Below are 19,445 nucleotides of genomic sequence, written 5' to 3'. Positions count from 1 at the left end.
GACATGTCTGTTTTCCGTTGTGCGAATTGTGTTTCCGATTACATCACCAGAATCAAAACGGGTTAGCAGTAGCTGTCAAACCCAAAGGCATCGCGATATCCCGGCAGTGCTTGGCCACCACCTGTGTGAAGGAACACAACGTTTTCGCCTTTCTTGAATGTGCCATTACGAATCAAATCAATCAGACCTGCGCCGCCTTTGCCCGAGTAAACCGGATCAAGCAAAATGCCTTCGTACTTGGCAAACATATTGATCGCTTCTATCGTGCTTTCAGCTGGAATACCGTACCCTTCGCCCACGTAGTTACAGTTCGCGCGCACGTCTTCACGCTTAACCGTGCCGGGAATGCCCAACAAATCGCAGGTGCGTTCTGCCAACGCGAACACGTTCGCTTCTTGCTGTTCTTGCGGTACACGAACACCTATTCCAAGCAGTGGGATTTGACTGTTTGTCGCCACTAAACCTGTTACCAAGCCTGCTTGTGTGCCTGCAGATCCTGTCGCATGCACCAAATGGTCAATGCGTAATGCCATGTCATTGGCTTGAGTGAGAAGCTCTAATGCACAATTGACATAACCCAGCGCACCAATCGGGTTCGAACCACCACCTGGGATGATGTATGGCGTTTTTCCTTCCGCGCGCAGTGTCGCAGCCACATCTTCCATCGCCGCATTCATGTCTGTGCCGCCGGGGTATTTCGCTAAGGTTGCTCCAAACAATTGGTTCAACATGACGTTGCCATTCAACACGTAATCCGGGTCGTCTGAGCTGGTACGATCTTCGAGGAGAATGTGACAATCCATGCCGCACTTGGTCGCTATGGCCGCAGTTTGGCGTGCATGGTTAGATTGGGTCGCACCTTGGGTAATAATGGTGTCAGCCCCTGCCGCTATGGCATCTGCCATTAAAAATTCCAACTTACGTGTTTTGTTCCCGCCACCAGCAAGGCCGGTGCAGTCGTCACGTTTTATCCAAAGTGTTGGACCACCCAGCGCTTCAGATAAGCGCGTCATTGGCTCAAGTGGCGTTGAGAGGTGAGCAAATTGAAGTCGAGGAAAGCGAGATAAGTGCATAGTGTTTTGTCCCTAAATTGAGTAAACGAGCAGGCAACATATTTGCAACAATAATCCTGTGGGACAGAAGCAAACCTCGCCAATACGTATATTGAACAAGCGGCAGTTACTTTTTTGCATATCTCAATGAGCAGGACGCTAACAGGTTGGATTCATGGAAATAAAATGGTTACTCGATTTCATCGCGCTGTCTGAGCACGGCAGTTTTTCAAAAGCCGCAGAAGCACGCTATGTGACGCAACCAGCATTTAGTCGACGGATTCGATCGCTCGAAAATTGGCTAGGAGTGACATTGGTAAATAGAGATACGTTACCCACCCGCTTAACGGAGGCGGGCGATAGCTTCGTTGAAAATGCTAAACGCATCGCGAACGATATTCACGACGTCCGCGACCAACTGCACGAACAAAAAAATGCCAGCTCCTTGGTATTTCTGTCTCAACACTCCACCGCCATTTCTTTCTTTCCAAGTTGGATTCAAACCCTGAGCCCCCTCGTGGATAATGCAATGGTCAAATTGGTGCCGGGGAACCTTCACTCACTCAATGAAATGTTTATGGCGGGCAATGGGGATTTCCTACTCACGTTTTCATCCAATTCACTCAACACCCCACAACACAAAAAGAATCAGCTTTGTATTCAAGTTGGGCGTGACACTTTAGTCGCAGTTTCTGCACCCAATGAACACGGCGAGCCGATGCACCGACTTGATGTGAATGAGCCGTGTCGATTATTAGCCTTTCCCGATGACACGTACCTCGGCGAACTCATTAAAGAACAAGCACTCAATCTACTGCCTTCCCACTATCGCTATCAGGTGGTGTGTGAGAATGAAATGGCGGAAGGGTTAAAGGCCATGGCAGTCCAGGGGTTTGGCGCCACTTGGCTCCCGTCAAGCTTGATTCAACAAGAGTTGGAAGATGGAAAATTAGTGCTGATTGATGACAAGTTAACACCGATAGATCTTAGGATTTTACTCTATAGAAATAGGCACAATGTGAAGCCCGAAGTGACTCGATTTTGGTTCTATTTGGCAGAGCTCTATGGACAGCAATAAATCTGCTTTATCTCAGCCGTCTCACAAGGTAATCTTGCTCGAAAATGGGCCTGCAAGAAATGTAATGCCCCTGGTCAGATTTGATAGAGCCAAATTTGATAGAACCAAATTCGATCAAGCCAGATTCGATATAACCAGATCAGTCAGAACGATCAGCGAATAGCGATTCCGGCACCGTGTGACGTAAAAGGATGTAAGCAATGTTTGTTCTATTGGATGGCGGCATGGGCCGAGAGTTGCAGCGAATTGGCGCGCCATTTTCTCAACCACTTTGGAGCGCGCAAGCGCTGATTGAAGCCCCAGAGTTTGTATCTCAAGCCCACAAAAATTTCATTGAAGCGGGATGCGATGTCATCACGGTCAATAGCTATGCCTGTGTACCTTTCCATTTGGGTGACGAGCTGTACCAACGTCAAGGTGCAGCACTGGCCGAAAAAGCCGCCAAAATCGCTCGCGCCGCTGTGCAAGAAAACGCTTCCCAGACAGAAGGCATTGGCGCTGTAAAAGTCGCGGGGTGCGTTCCCCCTGTTTTAGGCTCTTATCGCCCTGATCTGTTCGATGCAGAGCAAGCCTCGCCGATCTTGAATAACCTTATAGATGCACAAAAACCGCACGTTGATTTCTGGATTGCGGAGACCATAGGCTCTATTGCCGAATTCAATACCATGTTTTCTGCCCTTAAACGTTCGGATAAGCCTGCCTTTTTCGCATTTTCAGTGCTTGAAACCGACACGGATATTCCACGTTTACGTTCAGGCGAGCCTGTTGAAAAAGCGGTGCAACGCGCTTGTGAGTGCAATGTCGATGGCATTTTATTTAACTGCTCTCAACCTGAAGCGATGCTTGGCGCTATCGAAGTCGCGAAGCATAGCATCGATGCACTGGGCGCGAATATCTCCCTTGGCGCATACGCTAACGGGTTTACCGTGATCAAAGACGCGCATGAAGCCAATAACACCCTCACTACAGTGCGCGATCTGTCTTCGGAGGAATACGCCGAGTTCGTGCAAAGCTGGCTTGATGCAGGCTCAAACGTCGTCGGCGGCTGTTGTGCGATTTATCCAGAGCACATTGAGCGTCTTGATGGATTAAGGAAATAAGTCTTAGATCTCGAGATACGAGATACGAGATACGACAAAAAGATAGCGGGATGACACTGCATCACGCTATCACCCTCTGCTCTTTCTCTACTCTCAAATCTCGAAACTCTAGTCTCAACTCTCGGTTATCTAAAACGCCTTCACCAATGCCTTGTGCCTTAGCTTCACTTTTTCGCTCTTGAGGAAATCCACCACCAGCATATTGAAGATGTGGGTCTTCTCTAGGTGTGTGTTGTGGGCAGCTTGTGGCACAACCGCTAAGTTCGCGTCTGCGATGCCTTGCCATAGCGATTCAGGTTGCGGCCATAAATAGGATCGATCACTGTCCGGCCAAAGCACTAAAGTTTTCGCTTCAATCTGATCGAGTCTCTCCAAGGCACGCCAGCCTGCCATGGCTAACAGGCCATTCACATAGGTCTGGGTTTGCACCATATTCGCCAGCTCAATCCCTTCTTTAAACTCAGGATCGTCTTCGCCATCTGAGAACCAGGTTCTTACTGTGTCATACGCCACTTGCTCTGTGCCTTCAGTTTGTGCGCGTTCGATACTTTGCTCGATAGATTCAAATCGCCCCGGCAAACTGCCAACAGGCCCTGTCGCATAAAGGACCAAACCGACAACGCGCTCAGGTGCCATGATCGCCACTTCTTGCGCAATCATGCCGCCCATGGAGTGCCCCATGAGGTGAAACTTCTCAATGCCCATCGCATCCAATCGGCTCAGCACATAACGCGCAAACCCTTCGACGCTGTCTAAGCCAACTTCGTCGGCTTTTCCGTTGTAGCCGGGTAAGTCCATCGCCACCACGTCAAACGACGATGAAAATAACTCAATCTGTTTTTCCCAATACGCTAATCCACTCAAAAAGCCATGGACCAACACCAGTGTTGGGCCAGAGCCAACTCGCAAGCAATTCATAGTTTTTATTCCATCAATTCAGGTAGCCAAAGTGCGGTATCGGGTAAGCCCACCAACACAGCTAACAAGATAAGGAGCGCAGCAATAAACGGTAAGCAGCCAATAATGACGTCACCAATGGTCACCTCGTCACGGGCGAGGTTTTGTATCACAAAGAGGTTTAACCCCACGGGGGGTGTGAGCACCGCGATTTCCATGGTGATGGTGTAAACCACCCCAAACCAAACCAAATCAAACCCCGCGGCCGACACCAGCGGATATAAGGTTGGCAAGGTAATGAAGGTCATGGAAACGGGTTCGAGGAACATGCCGAGAATGACGTAGAACACCACTATCAACGCGAGCACGGCATACGGAGAAAGGTTCATTTCAACGAAAAGCTGGGTGAACTGTTGAGGAATTTGGTGATAAGTCATCACAAAGCCAAACAGCACACCCGACGACAACAGTAACCCCAAATAACCCATGGTTTGCATGGTAGAGCGCAAAGCATGAAGCAATCCCGGCATGCGTAATCCACCAAAGAAATACGCTAACACCAAAGTAAACATGGCAGAGATACCAGCTGCTTCCGTCGGCGTGGCGATACCTGCATAGATGGAAATGGTGATCACCAAGCCAATCACCATGACAGGCAAAATGGCAGACAGTGCCAATAGCCAAGGGATCGGCGTTACATTCTCTTGACCAGGAATGTCTATGGGGCGCACTTTTCCCCAAATCAGGATGATCACAAAGAACATGGTCACCAGCAGCAATCCGGGTAACACACCCGCAATAAACAACGCGCCGATGGATTGATCAGTCACAATGCCATAAAACAGCAAGATCAAACTGGGTGGTAACAACACACTCAATGTGCCACCCGCCGCGAGCACCCCACTGGATAAGCGCTTGCCATACCCAAGCTTGAGCATTTCTGGCAAGGCGACACCACCAATGGTGAGCGCACCCACCATGCTTGAACCACACACAGCACCAAAGCCAGCACACGCGCCAATACTGCCGTAAGCCGCTGCACCACGAATGGGTAATTTGCTGTGCATGAACCAGTAAAGGTTGGGACCAATGCTGGATCGCCCTATCAGTTCTCCAAGGAAAACAAACAGCGGTACAGCCAATAAGATGTAATCAAACCACACCCCCCACAGCTTGAGCTCTGCGGTGACCAAGGTGGATTTGAAGCTTAAAATATCGAGTAAAAAAGGGATTGAAGCGGCAGCCAATGCGAATGGGATCGGCAACCCTATCAGGATAAAACCCATCAACAATCCCAGCATTCCTAGCCCTACGACGTACCATTCCATAATGCGTCCTTTTAGTGTTTCTCTGCGGGTTCTATCGAATTCACGTCATCGTTTGAAGACGGCTTATCTTGCGGAGACGATTTATCTTGAAGAGGTGGCGTACTTTGGTCATGGCGGCCTGCCACCAAGAGACAAAATGCCGTAATGGAAAAGCTCAACAGAGCAATGACCACAGGGATCCAGAAGTAAAAGCGAGGCCACAGGAGAATTTCAGATGCCGCGCCGGAACTGAAGGATTTGAACATGGCTTTCCCAGACGCAGCTAAGAAAAACAAGCCAATGATCAGCATCACGAACATATTGAATTTATCGACCCAGAACTGAATATGCGGAGGTAACTTGTCTCGCGCCAAAGTGACTTTGGGGTACGAATCATTCAACAAGGCAAAAGAGACACCCATGAACGCAACAGGCACCAAGAGTAGTGCCGTCGCCTCGGTGACCATGCCGTCAGGCGAATTGAAAATATAACGCACGACCACGCCATAGCTTATCCAAGCCGCCTGCACCAAAATCACGGCTGCTCCAGCATAGAGCAGCACCAGTGAAATGTGGCGGAGTGTGTCGAACAGTTTTTTGTTCATACAAACGCTCCCTGTTTATCCTTCACGCCGCTATTCAGAGTGTTTTGCAAACAGGCTACGAATGTTATCGGCAAGCGGAACGCCACAGGCGTTATTCACTTCCGGTGTCCATTTCGCCACGATGCCTTCAAGCAATTCGCCCGTGCGGTCTTCCGACATTGACACCGCTGAACCGCCATTCGCCATCACAGCGTTACCGACACGCTCATCCACCCAACCTTCATAACGAGGTTTGAGCCATGCTTCGGCTTCGGTGGCAGCTTCTTTGAGGGCTTTTTGGTTGGCAGGACTCAAGTCATCAAACTTGTCTTTGTTCATCATGTAGATGATGTTGCCGTAGAACATGTTGGCGTTAACCATGTGAGGCATCACAGACCAAAGCTTCCACGAACTGTATGTCGCAACACCCATGTTGATACCATCAACCACACCACGTTCTGCCGATTGGAACACCTCTTTCGGTGCGACAAACACAGGCTTACCGCCCCATGTTTCAATCATCATGCTGACCAATGGGCCAATCGAACGCACCAATTTACCGTCGAGCTTCCCGATATCGGTTACGGCGTCTTCAAACCACCACTCTTGGTCATAGGAGTAGTTGGAATTTATCAAAGGGATGAGATCGGCTTTCGCGGCCTCAGCCTCGATCAATGACGCGTAGGTATCATCGAGTTCGACCTGCTTTTCTAAATCAATCGCCACAGGATATAAAGACGTGACACGGTAACATGGCAAGCGTTTATCTGCTGGTATCCAACTGATGTCAGAAACACCACCTTGCACCGCATCCACGCCTTCACTCCAACCGTGCAAGGTGCCCGACGGGAAAATCTGCACCTTCAAATCACCGTTACTTTTTGCTGCAGCAAGTTCAGCGAATTTTTTGAAGCCCTCATAACGAATATCAGATTCGTTGACATAGGTGGAAAGGCGAATGGTTTCGGCAGCGCTAACCGCCATTGGCATGGCACTCATGAGTGCGCAAGTTATTAGGGAAAGCTTTAATGCGTTGGTCTTGATCGGGAATTTCATACAACAGCTCCTTGTCACGCTTTCTTGTTTTGCCTCGCTGCTGTGAAGTGTTGGGGAAGCAACGAGGCAATGCGTTTTAACGTCGTCATGTTCGAGTGTTTAAGGGAAAACACAATCAACAAAAACGTCATATTAAGCATGGTCAGTATACCCCTGTGTGCGTCATGCCAATTCGTTTGGCTGACATTCCGTTTTTTAATTTCCAGACTTTTTCGATTTGATATTAATTAGTTACTCAATATCGCCGTTTGAAAAGAACTGAAATATTCAATGATTGCCGTTTTTCTTATTGATAAGCCCATGCCGTTTTATTCACTTTGTTAGTTTTAAAGAAGGGCAGATATAAAACGCTTTCAACATGGATTGGTTGGATACGTGCCCTACTCAGCAATTTGGATGCACACAATGTGGAGAAGACGCTTGGACTTTAAGCTCTTAGAAGATTTTGTTTGCCTTGCGCAATCCAGTAGTTTTACATCTGCTGCGCGAGAGCGATTTGTTACCCAACCCGCGTTTAGTCGGCGTATAAGGGCGCTTGAACAATGGGTAGGCACAGATTTGGTAAACCGCGAGTCGCAACAACTTGAACTCACAGAACAAGGCCGCGCGTTCGTCACGGATGCCGAAGAAATATTGAATCGCCTTTACATGGCAAGAGAATCTGCCCGCTCTTTGAAAAAGACAGCCAGCAATGAAATTTCCGTTGCAGCGCAAAACTCCATCGTGCAAACGCTGTTTATGACATGGATGAAGAACGTCGAAAAAACAGTCGGGCCTGTCTACGTGCGTTTGTCGTCAGACCGACTGGCAGACTGTATCGACCTCTTCGCTCAAGGCAGCGTGGATTACTTACTCTGCTATACCCATGAACAACTCGGACTGTCCATTGATCCAGACAAATTCAACAGCACCATCATAGGTATAGAAACGCTGGTTCCCGTGTCTGCTTCTATCAACGGTGCGCCGAAATATACCTTACCTGGCAGTGAAAACGACCCCATTCCTCTTGTCGCTTACACACATCAATCTTTGTTTGGAAAAGCGCTCGACCAACTTCTCTCTAAAGAGGTCGGATACCTCAATCGACGATACGAAAATCCTTTTGCCCACACACTAAAGTCAATGGCCTTAGGTGGTTACGGCGTCGCCTGGCTTCCTTATTCATTTGTGAAAGACGAGCTCAGACGAGATGAACTTCAAATGGCCGGGGAAGAACGCTGGCATATTCCGTTTCAAATCCGTCTTTATTACCGCGAACCAGACAATGCTGTGGCCAAATCCATCGTGAGAATTTCAAAGCAAATGGGACAAACGCACAGTGATGATCTGAAAATTCAATCTCAGGGTTCTCGCTAATACCAAGTAAAACTGCATGCTATGCCAAATTGGAATAATGACCAAAAAACTTGGCATTGGTTTACTGATAAAGAAACGACTAGGTTTAAAGGGAAAGCAACTGGTCTTGCTTCCACCCAGTGAACGTCAACGCTGTTTAGGTTGTTAGCTCCTCCTAAACATGACTGGTGTTGAACTTACTATCCCTTAGCCTACGATAAGGTGACGCTGCATAACCTTACTCTTTTCGGCAATCAGAGGGCACCTCGCCCTCTTTTTCTTTCTTAAGTATCCCGCTTCGTTGCTCATCCATACCTTTGCCAATAACGTTCAATGGCGACATTCAATTCATCAAAGGGAAAGTTTTCGCCATGCGCATCGCGAAACGCCTCGATGTACTTGAGCACCGCCTCGCCTTCCTCTTGCGTTAACGTCCCAAAACGGTGCAAAAACAAGGTGTCAGGCCAACCCGAGTCATACCATTCGTGTATATAGGTTTTCAGCGATACGGTGAACGCCGCTTCATCCTTTCCTTCAAAGCGCGCAATGACAGCGTCTGCGTCTCCCTCTTCAGGACGAATCAAGGCATCAACCACCTCGTTAGCAAACATGCTCACGGAACCAAAGTGGTTCAGCGTGGCGGAAAGAAGCGCCGGCAAGTAATAGTGAAACGCTTTTGGCGAGAACATCCATAGGTTCGTGCCAATCACATCGCGAATTTCCAACGGTGTTAATGACCAAGGCTCACGCTCAATCAACAAGGCGCTAAACGCTTGGGCTTCATACTCACTGACGTCAGACGCGACCATTTCCGTGTTTGAAGGGCGTGGGCGCGCCCGAAATGCGTGCTTTAGTTGTTCTGCAATGTGTTCATGCTTCATTCAGAATTACACTCCGTTTCAATCACTGTAGTGACACTCCTTCCGCAAATTACGCACCATCATCATCGTCTGATCCTAAGCTTTCTTGCAATGTATTTAGCATCAGTAAGATGGCTGCAGCGGCCGCCGTCAATGTTGCAGCTTCCGCAGCGGTTACCGCCGCCGCCGCGAGCGCTGCGGCAATCACTTTAATCAGCGCAATGATCGCAACAATTACGGCCACAATGAGTGCTATCACGACGGCGACGGCAAGTGCAGCCGCTGTTGCCTCAATCGACGTCGTGACTGCAGCAACCACCGTTGCCATTGCCCCCACAAGCTCAGGGGAACAATTTGAATTACCAAAGAAACGAAAACAACGCATCATGGCATTCACTTTGTCACACACCTGAATGCGATGCCCCCGATCCCCGCCACGAAAACACGTCGTATCCAGCGCTAAGCGAGCGGCGATTTCCGCTGACATCGCAGCGATTTTTAATGCTAAAGACACACAACTTTCAGTGACAGTACACCCCCCAAGCTGATTCGTCAGTGTCTTCGCTGAAAGCACCGATGCTCTCAAAGGTATGTAGTCAGACCAACCGCAATCTCCTGGTGGTGTCAGTCCTGTGCCCGGAAACGGGCCCGGCCCGACAGTGCAAGTGCGTGCAATTAAACTGCGCTGGAATGTCGGCGGAACGTGTTCGCTCACAGTAGGCGCCATGCTGCGATGCACGTGCTGTGATGCGCCACCTTGTTGAATAACGTGTGTTAATTCGTGCGCAAGCAGCTTTTTGCCTTGAAATGAATGTGGGTCATAATCCCCTTTACGGAATACGATATCAGCGCCACGGGTATAGGCTTTGGCCTGAATCGACCGCGCAGCGCTATCTGCACGACTGTCGGTGTGAATACGCACTTGGCTAAAATCCGCGCCAAAGCGAGATTCAAAGAATTGCCGCTCGGTGTTGGGCAACGGGTCGCCGCCAGAGACTGACTGAATATGCGCTGCGGCGCTATCTGAGATGTGCTGCGTCGGCGACGATGAAGACGCATCTCGCATCAACTCTTCTTCTTCGCAGGCTTTGCATGCCCTTTGTGCCACCATTTCTGACTCAGGAACACGGGAAATCGCCTCTGGGTCGCCCGTGATAGACGCAGATTCAGAGGAAGCCGGCGCGTTTCCCATCACCACATCAGCGACGCGATCAGCTTCTCGCTCATACTTGTCACCCGGATCGCTCAAACTGAGCTTGGTTTGAACAAATGGCAGCGCATTCGGCGCAACATCCTTTGTCTGTCTCGACGAAAACATGCTCGTCGGTGTAGATAACACCTGACTTCGCTGACCAAACGCGCGCGTTTGATGTTCATCGCCGCTTAACGAAACCTGTTTTCCCGCATCTCGCGGAGCATGTGTCCACATTGCCCCGTCCTCCTAAATGTATCTTCACGGATATCGCCAATGCCGATGGATGGATTACGCCCCCCTAAGCCTTGGGTGGCGTGCGTTTCTTCGCCGCTGCACGCGTGGTTGTTTTACGTGCGGGGGTGACTTTTTTGGTCGCGGCTTTTACTGATGCTTTAGCTCTTGGTTTCGGTGCTGGCTTCGGTACTGGCTTAGGTTTTTCTTGTTCTTTGTTCTGCTGGGGTTCCGTCACCATGTCTTCAAACTTACGAATTTCATCAAGCTGTTCTTGCTCACGCTTGATGGATTCATCAATACTGCGGTTGAACACCTCTCGCTGTTTTTCTAACTCTGCGATTCGGCGCTCTAAACGGCTTCGTTGCGCTTCGGCATTGGCCTTGGTTCGCCCGATGGGGTTTTTCTCCCCCAAGGGGCGATTCACTTTCTGCAGGTCAGACACCAAAGAGAAGTGCTTCTTTAAAAGATCTTGTGCTTTTGCCATGGGAAACTCCTTACTCAAACCTGCTGATTAAATGCGTTTTCTGGCACAGGGAATTCGTTGTGGCCTTCGACACGGCCTGTGGTGATATTGCCGATGAAAGGCCCTTGCATGTTGTTGAAGTCAAAAGACGGAAGGAAACGGGTTTGGGCTTTGACTTGATTGCCCATGACGGATGCGCGGAAGCCTGCAAGAACCACAGTGGCATGCTGCCCGACTTCGTCTTTCACGAAACCCACATGCTCGACATAGTTGTTACTGAAGAACACCCGTTCAAAGCGGAGATTGAGGTTGTCGATAATGCTGCGTGACAAGATCTCAACGACGGTATCGCTGCCGCGACCGAGGAATTTGTTGTTGTTGATCTGTGCTGAATAGCCGATGCGTAGCGCACTGTCGCCAAAGAAAAATGCCCACTCCACCAGCCCTTGCATCAACAAGGCGCGATCATCTTCGATGCGTTCCCGTGTCAGCAAATCCGAGTAAGACACCAGATTGCCTTCAACTCTGGCTTCCAACACAAACACAGCGCCAATGCCGATCGTTCTCTCGGCGTTAACCTCGCCCTCTTTATTGACGCCCGTGTTCAGCACTTCATTGGATTCAATGTGGCTCTCACCCAGGTGGAACACACAAGCGATCGACGATGCAAACATGCCATCGCCCTGCACGCCGACATAGTTCAAGCGATTACCGATAATCGCGGCGCGCATCACGCAAAGCACCACCACGATGCCGCCATGGCTGCAATTGTTGATGTGGTTATTGAGTACGTCCAAACGGACGCACCGTTCGCACATGATCGCCGCGCCACCCTCTGTGATGTGGTTGGTTTGCACTTGAATGTCTTCGCATTGGCTACCAAACACCGAAATGCTGCATTGGGTAAAGGTATTTCCTTCGATGTTTACGCCAATACATTCTGACGCTGTCACGCCAACTTCGTCGCCGGCCTGCCCCGCAAAAATGTTATTCAAAACGCGCAACGCCGATACTTGGTCGGCCGCCACGCCGCCAATAAATCCCTGTATCCAGTTTTGCGTGATGGTGACACCGCCAGTAAAGGTTTCTTCGTCATCACCCACCTTAATCGCCAGCAGCGCCGCGCCGTCTGTTGCACCCGCATGGGTTAACGCGCGGCCAGACAATCCCTGAAGGCGATTGCGTTCAATCAAACACCCAAGCCCAGTCACGGAGATACCAACACCATTTCCCGCGCCGATATTGATTTCATTGCGCGATACCACACCAAACGCGCAGGTCAATTCGATAGCAATAGACTCATCGTCTTCAAAGTGATGTTCGATGGTGATGCGATTGTCCGTGACTTGGCTATTCGCGGCGGTAGAGTACTTACGCCCCATGGGGGAGTTATTGACCACCACCCCGCGCCGATAGCCTCGAATATCGTTTTTGGTCACGATTGCCGCGCCGGAGAGTTGGCCGACGCCAACACCAATGAGCCCACTTTCACCCAATATGCTCACATCGTCATTCGCGTTGCTGTTCGACACATCGGACGCTTCAATCACGTTACCTTCGACCAGCAGGTCTTCACCGCCGTCATCAAGCCATACCCCGATGACGGTGTGGTTCATGATGTTGTTGAGCACGCGAACATGGCTGCAATTAAACAGCCCAATGGCCGGGTTATCGGTTTGGTTCTCTTGGCTTGTCTGTGAGGAGATGTGGCAATCTTCGATCAGGCTATGTTCAACACCCAGCATCGATACGATGCCCTGCGGCTTCTCACTTGGTGCAGCAACGCGGATGTCTAAGGTGGTGAGATGAATCCCCGAAATGGTGTCATTGTTGTCTGACTGAACCACAATGGCAGACTCGCCACCAAGGTGACGGATTTGCGCCCCATGGCATTCGCCGTGAAGCGTGACGTTGCTATGTCGAATGTGAATGGCGCGGAAAATGTCATGCACACCGGTTTTCAAACAGACGCAACCACCAAACTCAATGGATAAGCTATCAATGGCGGCTTGAATGTCTTCACCGGGACGAACCACCACGGTGCAGCACCCTGTCATGCCAATGGGATCGCGGCAATCTTGAAACACGGGGTCGACAAACTCGCCATTGAGCGCATCCACCACCGCCAAGCGACAGAAATGATGATGCGTGCCATGAGGCGGCGCGTCGGTCAGTGCTTCAACTGAGCTGTCGGCATAGCGCGTGACAAACGACCAGTGATCGCCGGGGTGATAACTGCCCGCACCACCATGGCGACTCAACGCCACTTCCACGCCGTCTTCAAGGGCGATAAAGGTGCCTTCAGCGCTGATGGGGATCAGGCCATCACTGGTTGGTGAGTCTAGATTCACAATTTGGTTGCCATCAGTGTCCAGCACCACGCCCGACTGATCCCAACGACGCACTATGGGATGGATCGATTGATTGGCGACGGTTGATGCGGGCACCAATAACAAATCACCCGCGGCTAACGGGTTTTCCAACACCAAGGTGTTCGTCGCGTCATTGACCGACAACACGCGTACAACCGCACCGGGAATACCTTCCAACACACGCACATCATCGGTAATTTCCACCCAGTCGCCGGCGCTAAACCTGAGGTAATCATCCTTCGCAACCTGATCCATGGTCAGGGTATTTGACGCAGGCTGAGACAAGATCCGTGCAGCAAACGCAGCATGAGCACGCGACCATTTGATTAATGGTCTGCCGTCTGCCAACACATCGTGCACGCTGACCATGTAAGTGCGGTTTTCTAATCCGCGATACCCACCTTCTGGGGGCAACAAACAAGGATCGTCCACCGCAGAGGCAGGGTTTGCACGGGTGGAAAGTCGCGCGGAAGAAGGCGCAGTCAGGTCATCCCAATTGGGGATGTCCTGATCGTCGGTCGCGCAGGTGACATCATCGCTGACAGGGCCAAAACGTCGCACCTGCCACACGGTTTGCATACGCGCTGTGGTATCCCCCCCAATCGCGGGATCGACCAAATCAGGCGCTTCAAGAAACGTGATAGGACGTTTCCACACTTCGAGGTACACCAAATAGCGGCCGTCTTCAGGCTCATCGCCCAGCAAATCATTAGAAGCCTGTTCAATAGAAGCTAGGAGCGGCCGATAAGGTTGCTCGTGGAAAAGATACGGTTCGTTACTGTGCAGCTCTTCAAGAGGATGATAAAAATCCGGATCGCCGCTGCCAAAGTTCTCTGCCAGCAAGCCATCAACATAATATCGACCGGGATGGATAGCGAGTTGCCCTGCGATGACAGAAATTCGGAAACTGTCGGGAAGGTGTGCGGGGTATCCACAAAATCCAGCAAGATCGATGGTCTCTGCGCGGAAACGGCGGTCAACCATCGCTGCGCCTTCATTGAGTGGTGCATCTGACACCACCCGCCCTTGCATCGACACCAGTTCGGAGTAGTTATGGCGAGGGTCAAAGGTCTTTCCTGAAATATCTACAGCCATCTTTCCTCTCCTTTAGGTCACGTAGATCAAGCCGAGATCGAGACCAATCGGCAGAAATTCGTCGAGGCGAAATTTCAGCGCATCTTCTCGTTGAGGCTGGTAAAGGTGGTGATACATTCCCATTTCGCTGCCGCTGTCAGCGCCACGTCGGATTTCTTCTGGAGCAGCCAACAACACTTGCCCATAGGCTGCGTTGCCATAACGCAGCGCGGTGAATGCTGGCACTAATCGCGCGCGCACGCCGCGAACGATATAGTCACGTTCTGCATCGCTGAGGGTTGGGTTGTGCAGTTGTGCTTCTTCAATGGCTTTCGCCGACGCAAATTGGGGCTGACAGTGATGTTGGCGAGGAACGCGTGAATGCGGAGGAATGTAAGAATATCGGGCACAGCCCGTTTGTCTTTGTTGCGCCCACACAGGGGCATCCCAATCGTCTACCTCGTCAAGCGCGGCATCTAACAGAGCATTGGAAATTAACGGGAAACATTTGGCGGCTACTTTGCCGATCACCGTGGTTTCACACAGTGTGAGTGCGCCACCATGGGTCACCTCGTCAAGCGCCGAAAAAGCCACATTCGTACGCGATATTGCGTCGATCATGCTGTCTTTTATGGTAACGGACGCACCTTCTACACAATGAATCGCGCCAAGAATTGAACGCTCAATTTCAACGGTGACATTTGGGATTTCAATCACCAATGACGGCGTCGTTGGTTGTTGAGGTTCGCCATCCATCGACAGTTGAATGCCCGGCACCAAAGTGACATTGCGCAGCACCAAGCGGCGCAGGGCGTTGTTGCCATCATCAGGAAGCACCAAACGCCCACCATAAAGGGTCAAACCGTCGATGACCACTTCTGCCTCTTCCCCACCAACCACGGTCATGTCATCGTCATCAAGGTTGATAAATGCACGATGACCGTCTGCTGATCGCAGCGATAAGGTTTGATCGACATCCACAGCAATCGCCAAGGGTTCGGTGAAGACGTGCGATACGGATATTTCCGCCACGCCGCCCGATACGAGGGTATCCAATGCAGGTTGAATCGCCTCTCCGGCAGCAATCGAAAGCAACGGCGACAAGCCTTGAATAAAGCCCTCTGCCCGTGAGTAATCGCCGCCCCCGACATCGGCACACATGCCATAGTGATAGGAGATGTCGACCACATCGGGTTCGTCCATGCTGGCGGGTAAAAAGAGTCGTCCGAGTTCTGGGTCAACCGAAATACGATCGACAGGTGAATGTGCCCAATTGACTCCGTCATCACTGAGGTTACAGATCTGGATCATGTCATGGGTTTGCTCTATTCCGTCTAAGAACAGGGTGAAAGAACGCCCGTAAAACGCCGCGAGATGCGCGCCCGAAATACGACGACGAGCGAGCGGCACGGGCAGGTTTTCTTCGCGGGCAATGTGGTTAATGTCTTGCTCGGTCAGGGGCACGTTGAACATGGCGGTGTTGATGCCCAAGGGGTTGAACAAGTAGCGCCGCGCCGCCACCCTGAACGCGGGGACGAGTGGTTGCCGATACGGGCGAAGTCGCCACAAAAACAGCCCAACATGTCGAAAATGGTGTCGCCCTTCCCCTTGGCTGATGCGCCCTGTGTCAATGGTGTAGCTGGCCGTATCAAAGGCGGTGCCTAACGCATCGCATTGGCGGCTGTTTCGAATGTCTAACGTGTAATGTTCGTGGGGTCGTGGGGCCGCAAGGTGCTCTGGTCGTGCGAGTAACCGGAAAAATTCGACCACACGAGACGGCCAACGCGTGGTGTCTGTCGCTAATTGTTCTAGCGTTAGCGCGACGCCAAGACGACGAGCGAGGCGAATCTGATTTGCCGCAGCAGCACGCTGGCTGACACCGGGAATTTCTGGGCCATAGCGATAGCCCACCAGCTCACCAATGTAAGACGCGGCCCATTCGTCGCAGGTTTCAATAAACTGATTGTCGTAAAGTCTGTCGGCTTCATCGCGCACAATTGCCGCTTGTTCCGCCAGAATTTCCATTAACGCTTTTAGCGGAAAGCCCTGTTCTTCATCGCGCTTGCGATAGACGTCGGGCAATCGCGCATAAAGAGCATCTGGCGATAACGCGCTTGAAGACATCATGCTGCTCATAGGCTGGTCTCCAGATAATCCAGGGGCGCAGGGTGCAAACTGAGGATGGATGCACCAACAACGTCATCACCGAGCCATTCCGCCATCGGCGCGGCCAATCCATCTCGTCGTTCTGGCGTTGCGCCGCTGTATAAACGGTCGATCACCACCGCATCAATGCCGTCTATCTCGTGAAGGATCGCGATGATCTCGCTGGCAAACACAGGCTGACCGAATTGGCGTGCATCAAACGACAACGCCAGTCGCAGTGCGCTTTCGGCTACCGTAGCAACCTCATCTGGCAAATAATCGGGATGGATTTGAAGACGCACCCCCAATTTGAAAAAGGTTTGGCGATAACTGCGCAGTAAGAAACGCGCAAAGGGATCACCCGCGGCGGTGAGTGCATCGGTGAGCGTGGTGTGCAAGTCGCTGCCTTCTGGCACGGTTGCACCTTCTTCCGCCGCCACACTGACAATCACCTGCGGGCCGGTTGGCAAATGCAGCCATTGAGAGCTGGCTTTTGCGATGCCACCAAAACCTTGCGCAAAATCCGCATAGTTGGTGAGCGACACCACGCGCCCTAGGGTACGGCAAGACAAAGGCGCACTGACACGAATGGCCTCTTTGCCTTCTGGGTCTGCGCCGCCATCGGCATGAAGCAGGTTTTTCACCGATTCCACACCAAGGGGTTGGCTCATCAATAAATTGAGTTGCCCCGCTTTTACCCGCCCCATTAACCCGTGGGTTTTCCGGTATCGCGCACGAATATTTTGCTGACCATTCCCCGGCATGGCACCGAGAACCCCATCGCCAAAGGCAATGTGGCTATAGCCTTCTTCGTCAATGCGAGAGGTATACACACGGTCTGATGGCAACGCATGGAGGAAATGCGGAACAGGATGCCAAAGGATGTTGTTCACCCGCACTTCCAGCGTCGGTTTTACGCCCGTCGCCGTTTCAGCAGGCATAAAGGTTTGCGGTGCTTGCTTGGTGATAAAATGCATGTGCGGTACAGCCGCCCCATCGCCCAGCACTTCTGCGACGGTTTCACCTTGCGAGGCATAAGCAATGTTGGCTGCAATGCGAAGACTTTGCGGTAAATACGGCGCGCCGATCGCTTCAGTGAAAATCAGCTCGGTTCCCGCACCAAGTGTCAGATCGTGGGTCACGGTTTGAACGGTGCGGGAAGCAATTTCAGGCGCATCACCAAACCCCTCCGCTAGCCCGTGCAGCATGACCGTTCGCCCTGCTTCTAGCCCCGGATACCAGACGTTTAACAACACGGTGTGGGTATTTTCATCCATGGGCGCTTCAATCGGCGGCTCTGCCAAGGTCAGCCATTCGCTCGCACCAAACGCGGTGGTTTTTCGAATCGCAAAACGGTTGAAGTGCTGTGAACGATCTAACCTCAATCGGGTACTTTTTCCCGTGACGGCAAAGAAAGACACGGAAAGATCGGCGGCATCCTCCACACGATAGCGTGCCCATTGATCGCCATTGCGCAACACAATGTCGCTACCCACCGCAATCTCTGCCACAGGGCGATCGAGGAAAATGTGGTTGTCACCTTCGTCCATCAATTGCAGCGAGCCACCATCTGCCCATGTGTTTTCGGTTTTATCGGCATAAGGCCCGGGTTCAATGCCTTCAACAACCACGCCTGAACTGTTTTCGCTGTACACTGGCACGGAACCCGTCAGTGAATGATGCAAGCTAGATAAGGGCGGTGCGGCATTACCAAAAATGGCCGCCGATGCACGAAACACCAGCACCTGCTTGTCTGCGCCGCTCATTTCAATCAGGGGGGCAAAAAAGGCTTTTTCTTCGACCTTTTCTTTCTCCAGTACTTCCAGCAATTCGGCGGCATCCATGGCTTTGTCTGTGTGTTCACCCGCCCCCCCCACGAGCACTTTTGGCACCGCAATCGCCGCGGCGCTGCCGGGCAACGACGCAGGTTCAGACGCCAATGGCGAGACCGTCACCCATGTAAGATCTTTCGCATCGGGGTCGTTTGCAATATCCGCAATCACGGGCGTTACCGCGTTGACCAAACCAAAGACAGCCTTGCCATCGTCGGCGTAAAAGAACACTGCGTCGCCCGCTTTCAAGCGCGTGTTCGTGCCTTCAAACGGCAACCGTGTTGTGGTGGTGGTTAACGGGTGCGGCGCGGTGAGTTTAGGGCGAATCGCATTCCATGCCGCACGGGCGGGCAGATCGTCGAGGGTTTCGTAGATAACGGGCGTTTCATCTTGCCCCGGCGTGCTTTGCACTTTCGTCCCCGCCGGAATGGTAATCAGCTCTGGAATGCCCTCACCCGCTGCAATGTGAAACGCTAAATCTGCCGTCGCAGCTGCACCCGGGTGCGGCACATAATCAATCAAGGCGGCCATGTCATGCAGCGAGGTATTTTCCTGTGCGGTGCGAAGGTAGGCTTCGTTAAGCCATTGTTCGCTGTAAAACGTCAACACATCGCAGCTCGCCGCCCATGCATCAATCAAGGCAAGGGTGAAGTCTTCTGAATCGCGCGACGTTAATGTGCCAAGCTCGCCATATTTTGATGAGGAAAGTCGCGCCACCATGCTTTGATAAAAGGCGTTGTGCTCCCCTGCGCGAAAATCGACGCGGTATAACCCTGATGCGTTATTCGGTGCATCTGGCGTCAACACTGACGTGCCTTCACACGCGCCACAGGATGAATGTCCGGCGTAAGAATTTGCCAT

Annotated in this window: 14 protein-coding genes; 3 read left to right on the top strand and 11 right to left on the bottom strand. The window is 51.6% G+C overall.

Features of this window, described 5'->3' with window-relative positions; genetic code table 11:
* Nucleotides 1-62: 62 nt before the first annotated feature.
* The gene (gene cuyA / locus BM082_RS00715; protein ID WP_074924872.1) at nt 63-1,073 is read right to left on the bottom strand and encodes a D-cysteate sulfo-lyase; all 1,011 of its coding nucleotides are present in this window, start codon (nt 1,071-1,073) and stop codon (nt 63-65) included.
* Between the two features lie 154 nt (nt 1,074-1,227).
* On the opposite strand from cuyA, the gene BM082_RS00710 reads away from it, so the two are divergent.
* Nucleotides 1,228-2,130, top strand: coding sequence for a LysR family transcriptional regulator (locus BM082_RS00710; RefSeq protein WP_074924870.1), 903 nt, complete (start codon nt 1,228-1,230; stop codon nt 2,128-2,130).
* Nucleotides 2,131-2,330: 200 nt separating this feature from the next.
* Nucleotides 2,331-3,230, top strand: a complete 900-nt coding sequence (locus BM082_RS00705; protein WP_074924868.1) for a homocysteine S-methyltransferase family protein — start codon at nt 2,331-2,333, stop codon at nt 3,228-3,230.
* 129 nt (nt 3,231-3,359) lie between these two features.
* Here BM082_RS00705 and BM082_RS00700 read toward each other — a convergent pair whose 3' ends face one another.
* The 4 genes from BM082_RS00700 to dctP are packed head-to-tail and all read right to left on the bottom strand — an operon-like array spanning nt 3,360 to nt 7,074.
* The gene (locus tag BM082_RS00700; protein WP_074924866.1) at nt 3,360-4,148 is read right to left on the bottom strand and encodes an alpha/beta fold hydrolase; all 789 of its coding nucleotides are present in this window, start codon (nt 4,146-4,148) and stop codon (nt 3,360-3,362) included.
* Between the two features lie 5 nt (nt 4,149-4,153).
* Nucleotides 4,154-5,455: a TRAP transporter large permease gene (locus tag BM082_RS00695; RefSeq protein WP_017009916.1), complete on the bottom strand. Its 1,302-nt coding sequence runs from the start codon at nt 5,453-5,455 to the stop codon at nt 4,154-4,156.
* A gap of 11 nt (nt 5,456-5,466) precedes the next feature.
* Nucleotides 5,467-6,039 (bottom strand): TRAP transporter small permease, encoded by a 573-nt coding sequence (locus tag BM082_RS00690; RefSeq protein WP_074924864.1) that lies wholly within the window; start codon nt 6,037-6,039, stop codon nt 5,467-5,469.
* A gap of 30 nt (nt 6,040-6,069) precedes the next feature.
* The gene (gene dctP, locus BM082_RS00685) at nt 6,070-7,074 is read right to left on the bottom strand and encodes a TRAP transporter substrate-binding protein DctP (RefSeq protein WP_074924862.1); all 1,005 of its coding nucleotides are present in this window, start codon (nt 7,072-7,074) and stop codon (nt 6,070-6,072) included.
* Between the two features lie 420 nt (nt 7,075-7,494).
* Between dctP and BM082_RS00680 the strand changes: the two genes are divergently transcribed.
* Nucleotides 7,495-8,430: a LysR family transcriptional regulator gene (locus tag BM082_RS00680; RefSeq protein WP_074924969.1), complete on the top strand. Its 936-nt coding sequence runs from the start codon at nt 7,495-7,497 to the stop codon at nt 8,428-8,430.
* A 284-nt stretch (nt 8,431-8,714) separates the two neighbouring features.
* On the opposite strand, the gene BM082_RS00675 is transcribed toward BM082_RS00680, so the two are convergent.
* The 6 genes from BM082_RS00675 to BM082_RS00650 form a co-directional block, all read right to left on the bottom strand.
* A complete protein-coding gene (locus tag BM082_RS00675; protein ID WP_017017602.1) occupies nt 8,715-9,290 on the bottom strand; it encodes a DUF6714 family protein in 576 nt (191 codons plus the stop codon).
* A gap of 49 nt (nt 9,291-9,339) precedes the next feature.
* The gene (locus BM082_RS00670) at nt 9,340-10,698 is read right to left on the bottom strand and encodes an eCIS core domain-containing protein (RefSeq protein WP_074924860.1); all 1,359 of its coding nucleotides are present in this window, start codon (nt 10,696-10,698) and stop codon (nt 9,340-9,342) included.
* A 64-nt stretch (nt 10,699-10,762) separates the two neighbouring features.
* Nucleotides 10,763-11,182, bottom strand: coding sequence for a hypothetical protein (locus BM082_RS00665; protein ID WP_074924858.1), 420 nt, complete (start codon nt 11,180-11,182; stop codon nt 10,763-10,765).
* Nucleotides 11,183-11,196: 14 nt separating this feature from the next.
* The gene (locus BM082_RS00660) at nt 11,197-14,628 is read right to left on the bottom strand and encodes a DUF6519 domain-containing protein (RefSeq protein ID WP_074924856.1); all 3,432 of its coding nucleotides are present in this window, start codon (nt 14,626-14,628) and stop codon (nt 11,197-11,199) included.
* 12 nt (nt 14,629-14,640) lie between these two features.
* On the bottom strand, nt 14,641-16,743 hold the full coding sequence (locus tag BM082_RS00655) for a hypothetical protein (RefSeq protein ID WP_074924855.1): 2,103 nt from the start codon (nt 16,741-16,743) through the stop codon (nt 14,641-14,643).
* Nucleotides 16,740-19,445, bottom strand: coding sequence for a baseplate J/gp47 family protein (locus tag BM082_RS00650; RefSeq protein ID WP_074924854.1), 2,706 nt, complete (start codon nt 19,443-19,445; stop codon nt 16,740-16,742). Before BM082_RS00650 ends, BM082_RS00655 begins: the two co-directional genes overlap by 4 nt.

This window comes from Enterovibrio norvegicus DSM 15893 (genome assembly GCF_900115495.1).
In the GTDB taxonomy this organism is placed as follows: Bacteria; Pseudomonadota; Gammaproteobacteria; order Enterobacterales; family Vibrionaceae; genus Enterovibrio; species Enterovibrio norvegicus.
This window is presented reverse-complemented; position numbering and strand designations above follow the sequence as displayed.

Coding starts and splice junctions, on each gene's coding strand:
- cuyA (WP_074924872.1), bottom strand. CDS start 1,073: ATGCACTTATCTCGCTTTCCTCGACTTCAATTTGCTCACCTCTCAACG.
- BM082_RS00710 (WP_074924870.1), top strand. CDS start 1,228: ATGGAAATAAAATGGTTACTCGATTTCATCGCGCTGTCTGAGCACGGC.
- BM082_RS00705 (WP_074924868.1), top strand. CDS start 2,331: ATGTTTGTTCTATTGGATGGCGGCATGGGCCGAGAGTTGCAGCGAATT.
- BM082_RS00700 (WP_074924866.1), bottom strand. CDS start 4,148: ATGAATTGCTTGCGAGTTGGCTCTGGCCCAACACTGGTGTTGGTCCAT.
- BM082_RS00695 (WP_017009916.1), bottom strand. CDS start 5,455: ATGGAATGGTACGTCGTAGGGCTAGGAATGCTGGGATTGTTGATGGGT.
- BM082_RS00690 (WP_074924864.1), bottom strand. CDS start 6,039: ATGAACAAAAAACTGTTCGACACACTCCGCCACATTTCACTGGTGCTG.
- dctP (WP_074924862.1), bottom strand. CDS start 7,074: ATGAAATTCCCGATCAAGACCAACGCATTAAAGCTTTCCCTAATAACT.
- BM082_RS00675 (WP_017017602.1), bottom strand. CDS start 9,290: ATGAAGCATGAACACATTGCAGAACAACTAAAGCACGCATTTCGGGCG.
- BM082_RS00670 (WP_074924860.1), bottom strand. CDS start 10,698: ATGTGGACACATGCTCCGCGAGATGCGGGAAAACAGGTTTCGTTAAGC.
- BM082_RS00665 (WP_074924858.1), bottom strand. CDS start 11,182: ATGGCAAAAGCACAAGATCTTTTAAAGAAGCACTTCTCTTTGGTGTCT.
- BM082_RS00660 (WP_074924856.1), bottom strand. CDS start 14,628: ATGGCTGTAGATATTTCAGGAAAGACCTTTGACCCTCGCCATAACTAC.
- BM082_RS00655 (WP_074924855.1), bottom strand. CDS start 16,743: ATGAGCAGCATGATGTCTTCAAGCGCGTTATCGCCAGATGCTCTTTAT.
- BM082_RS00650 (WP_074924854.1), bottom strand. CDS start 19,445: ATGGCAAATTCTTACGCCGGACATTCATCCTGTGGCGCGTGTGAAGGC.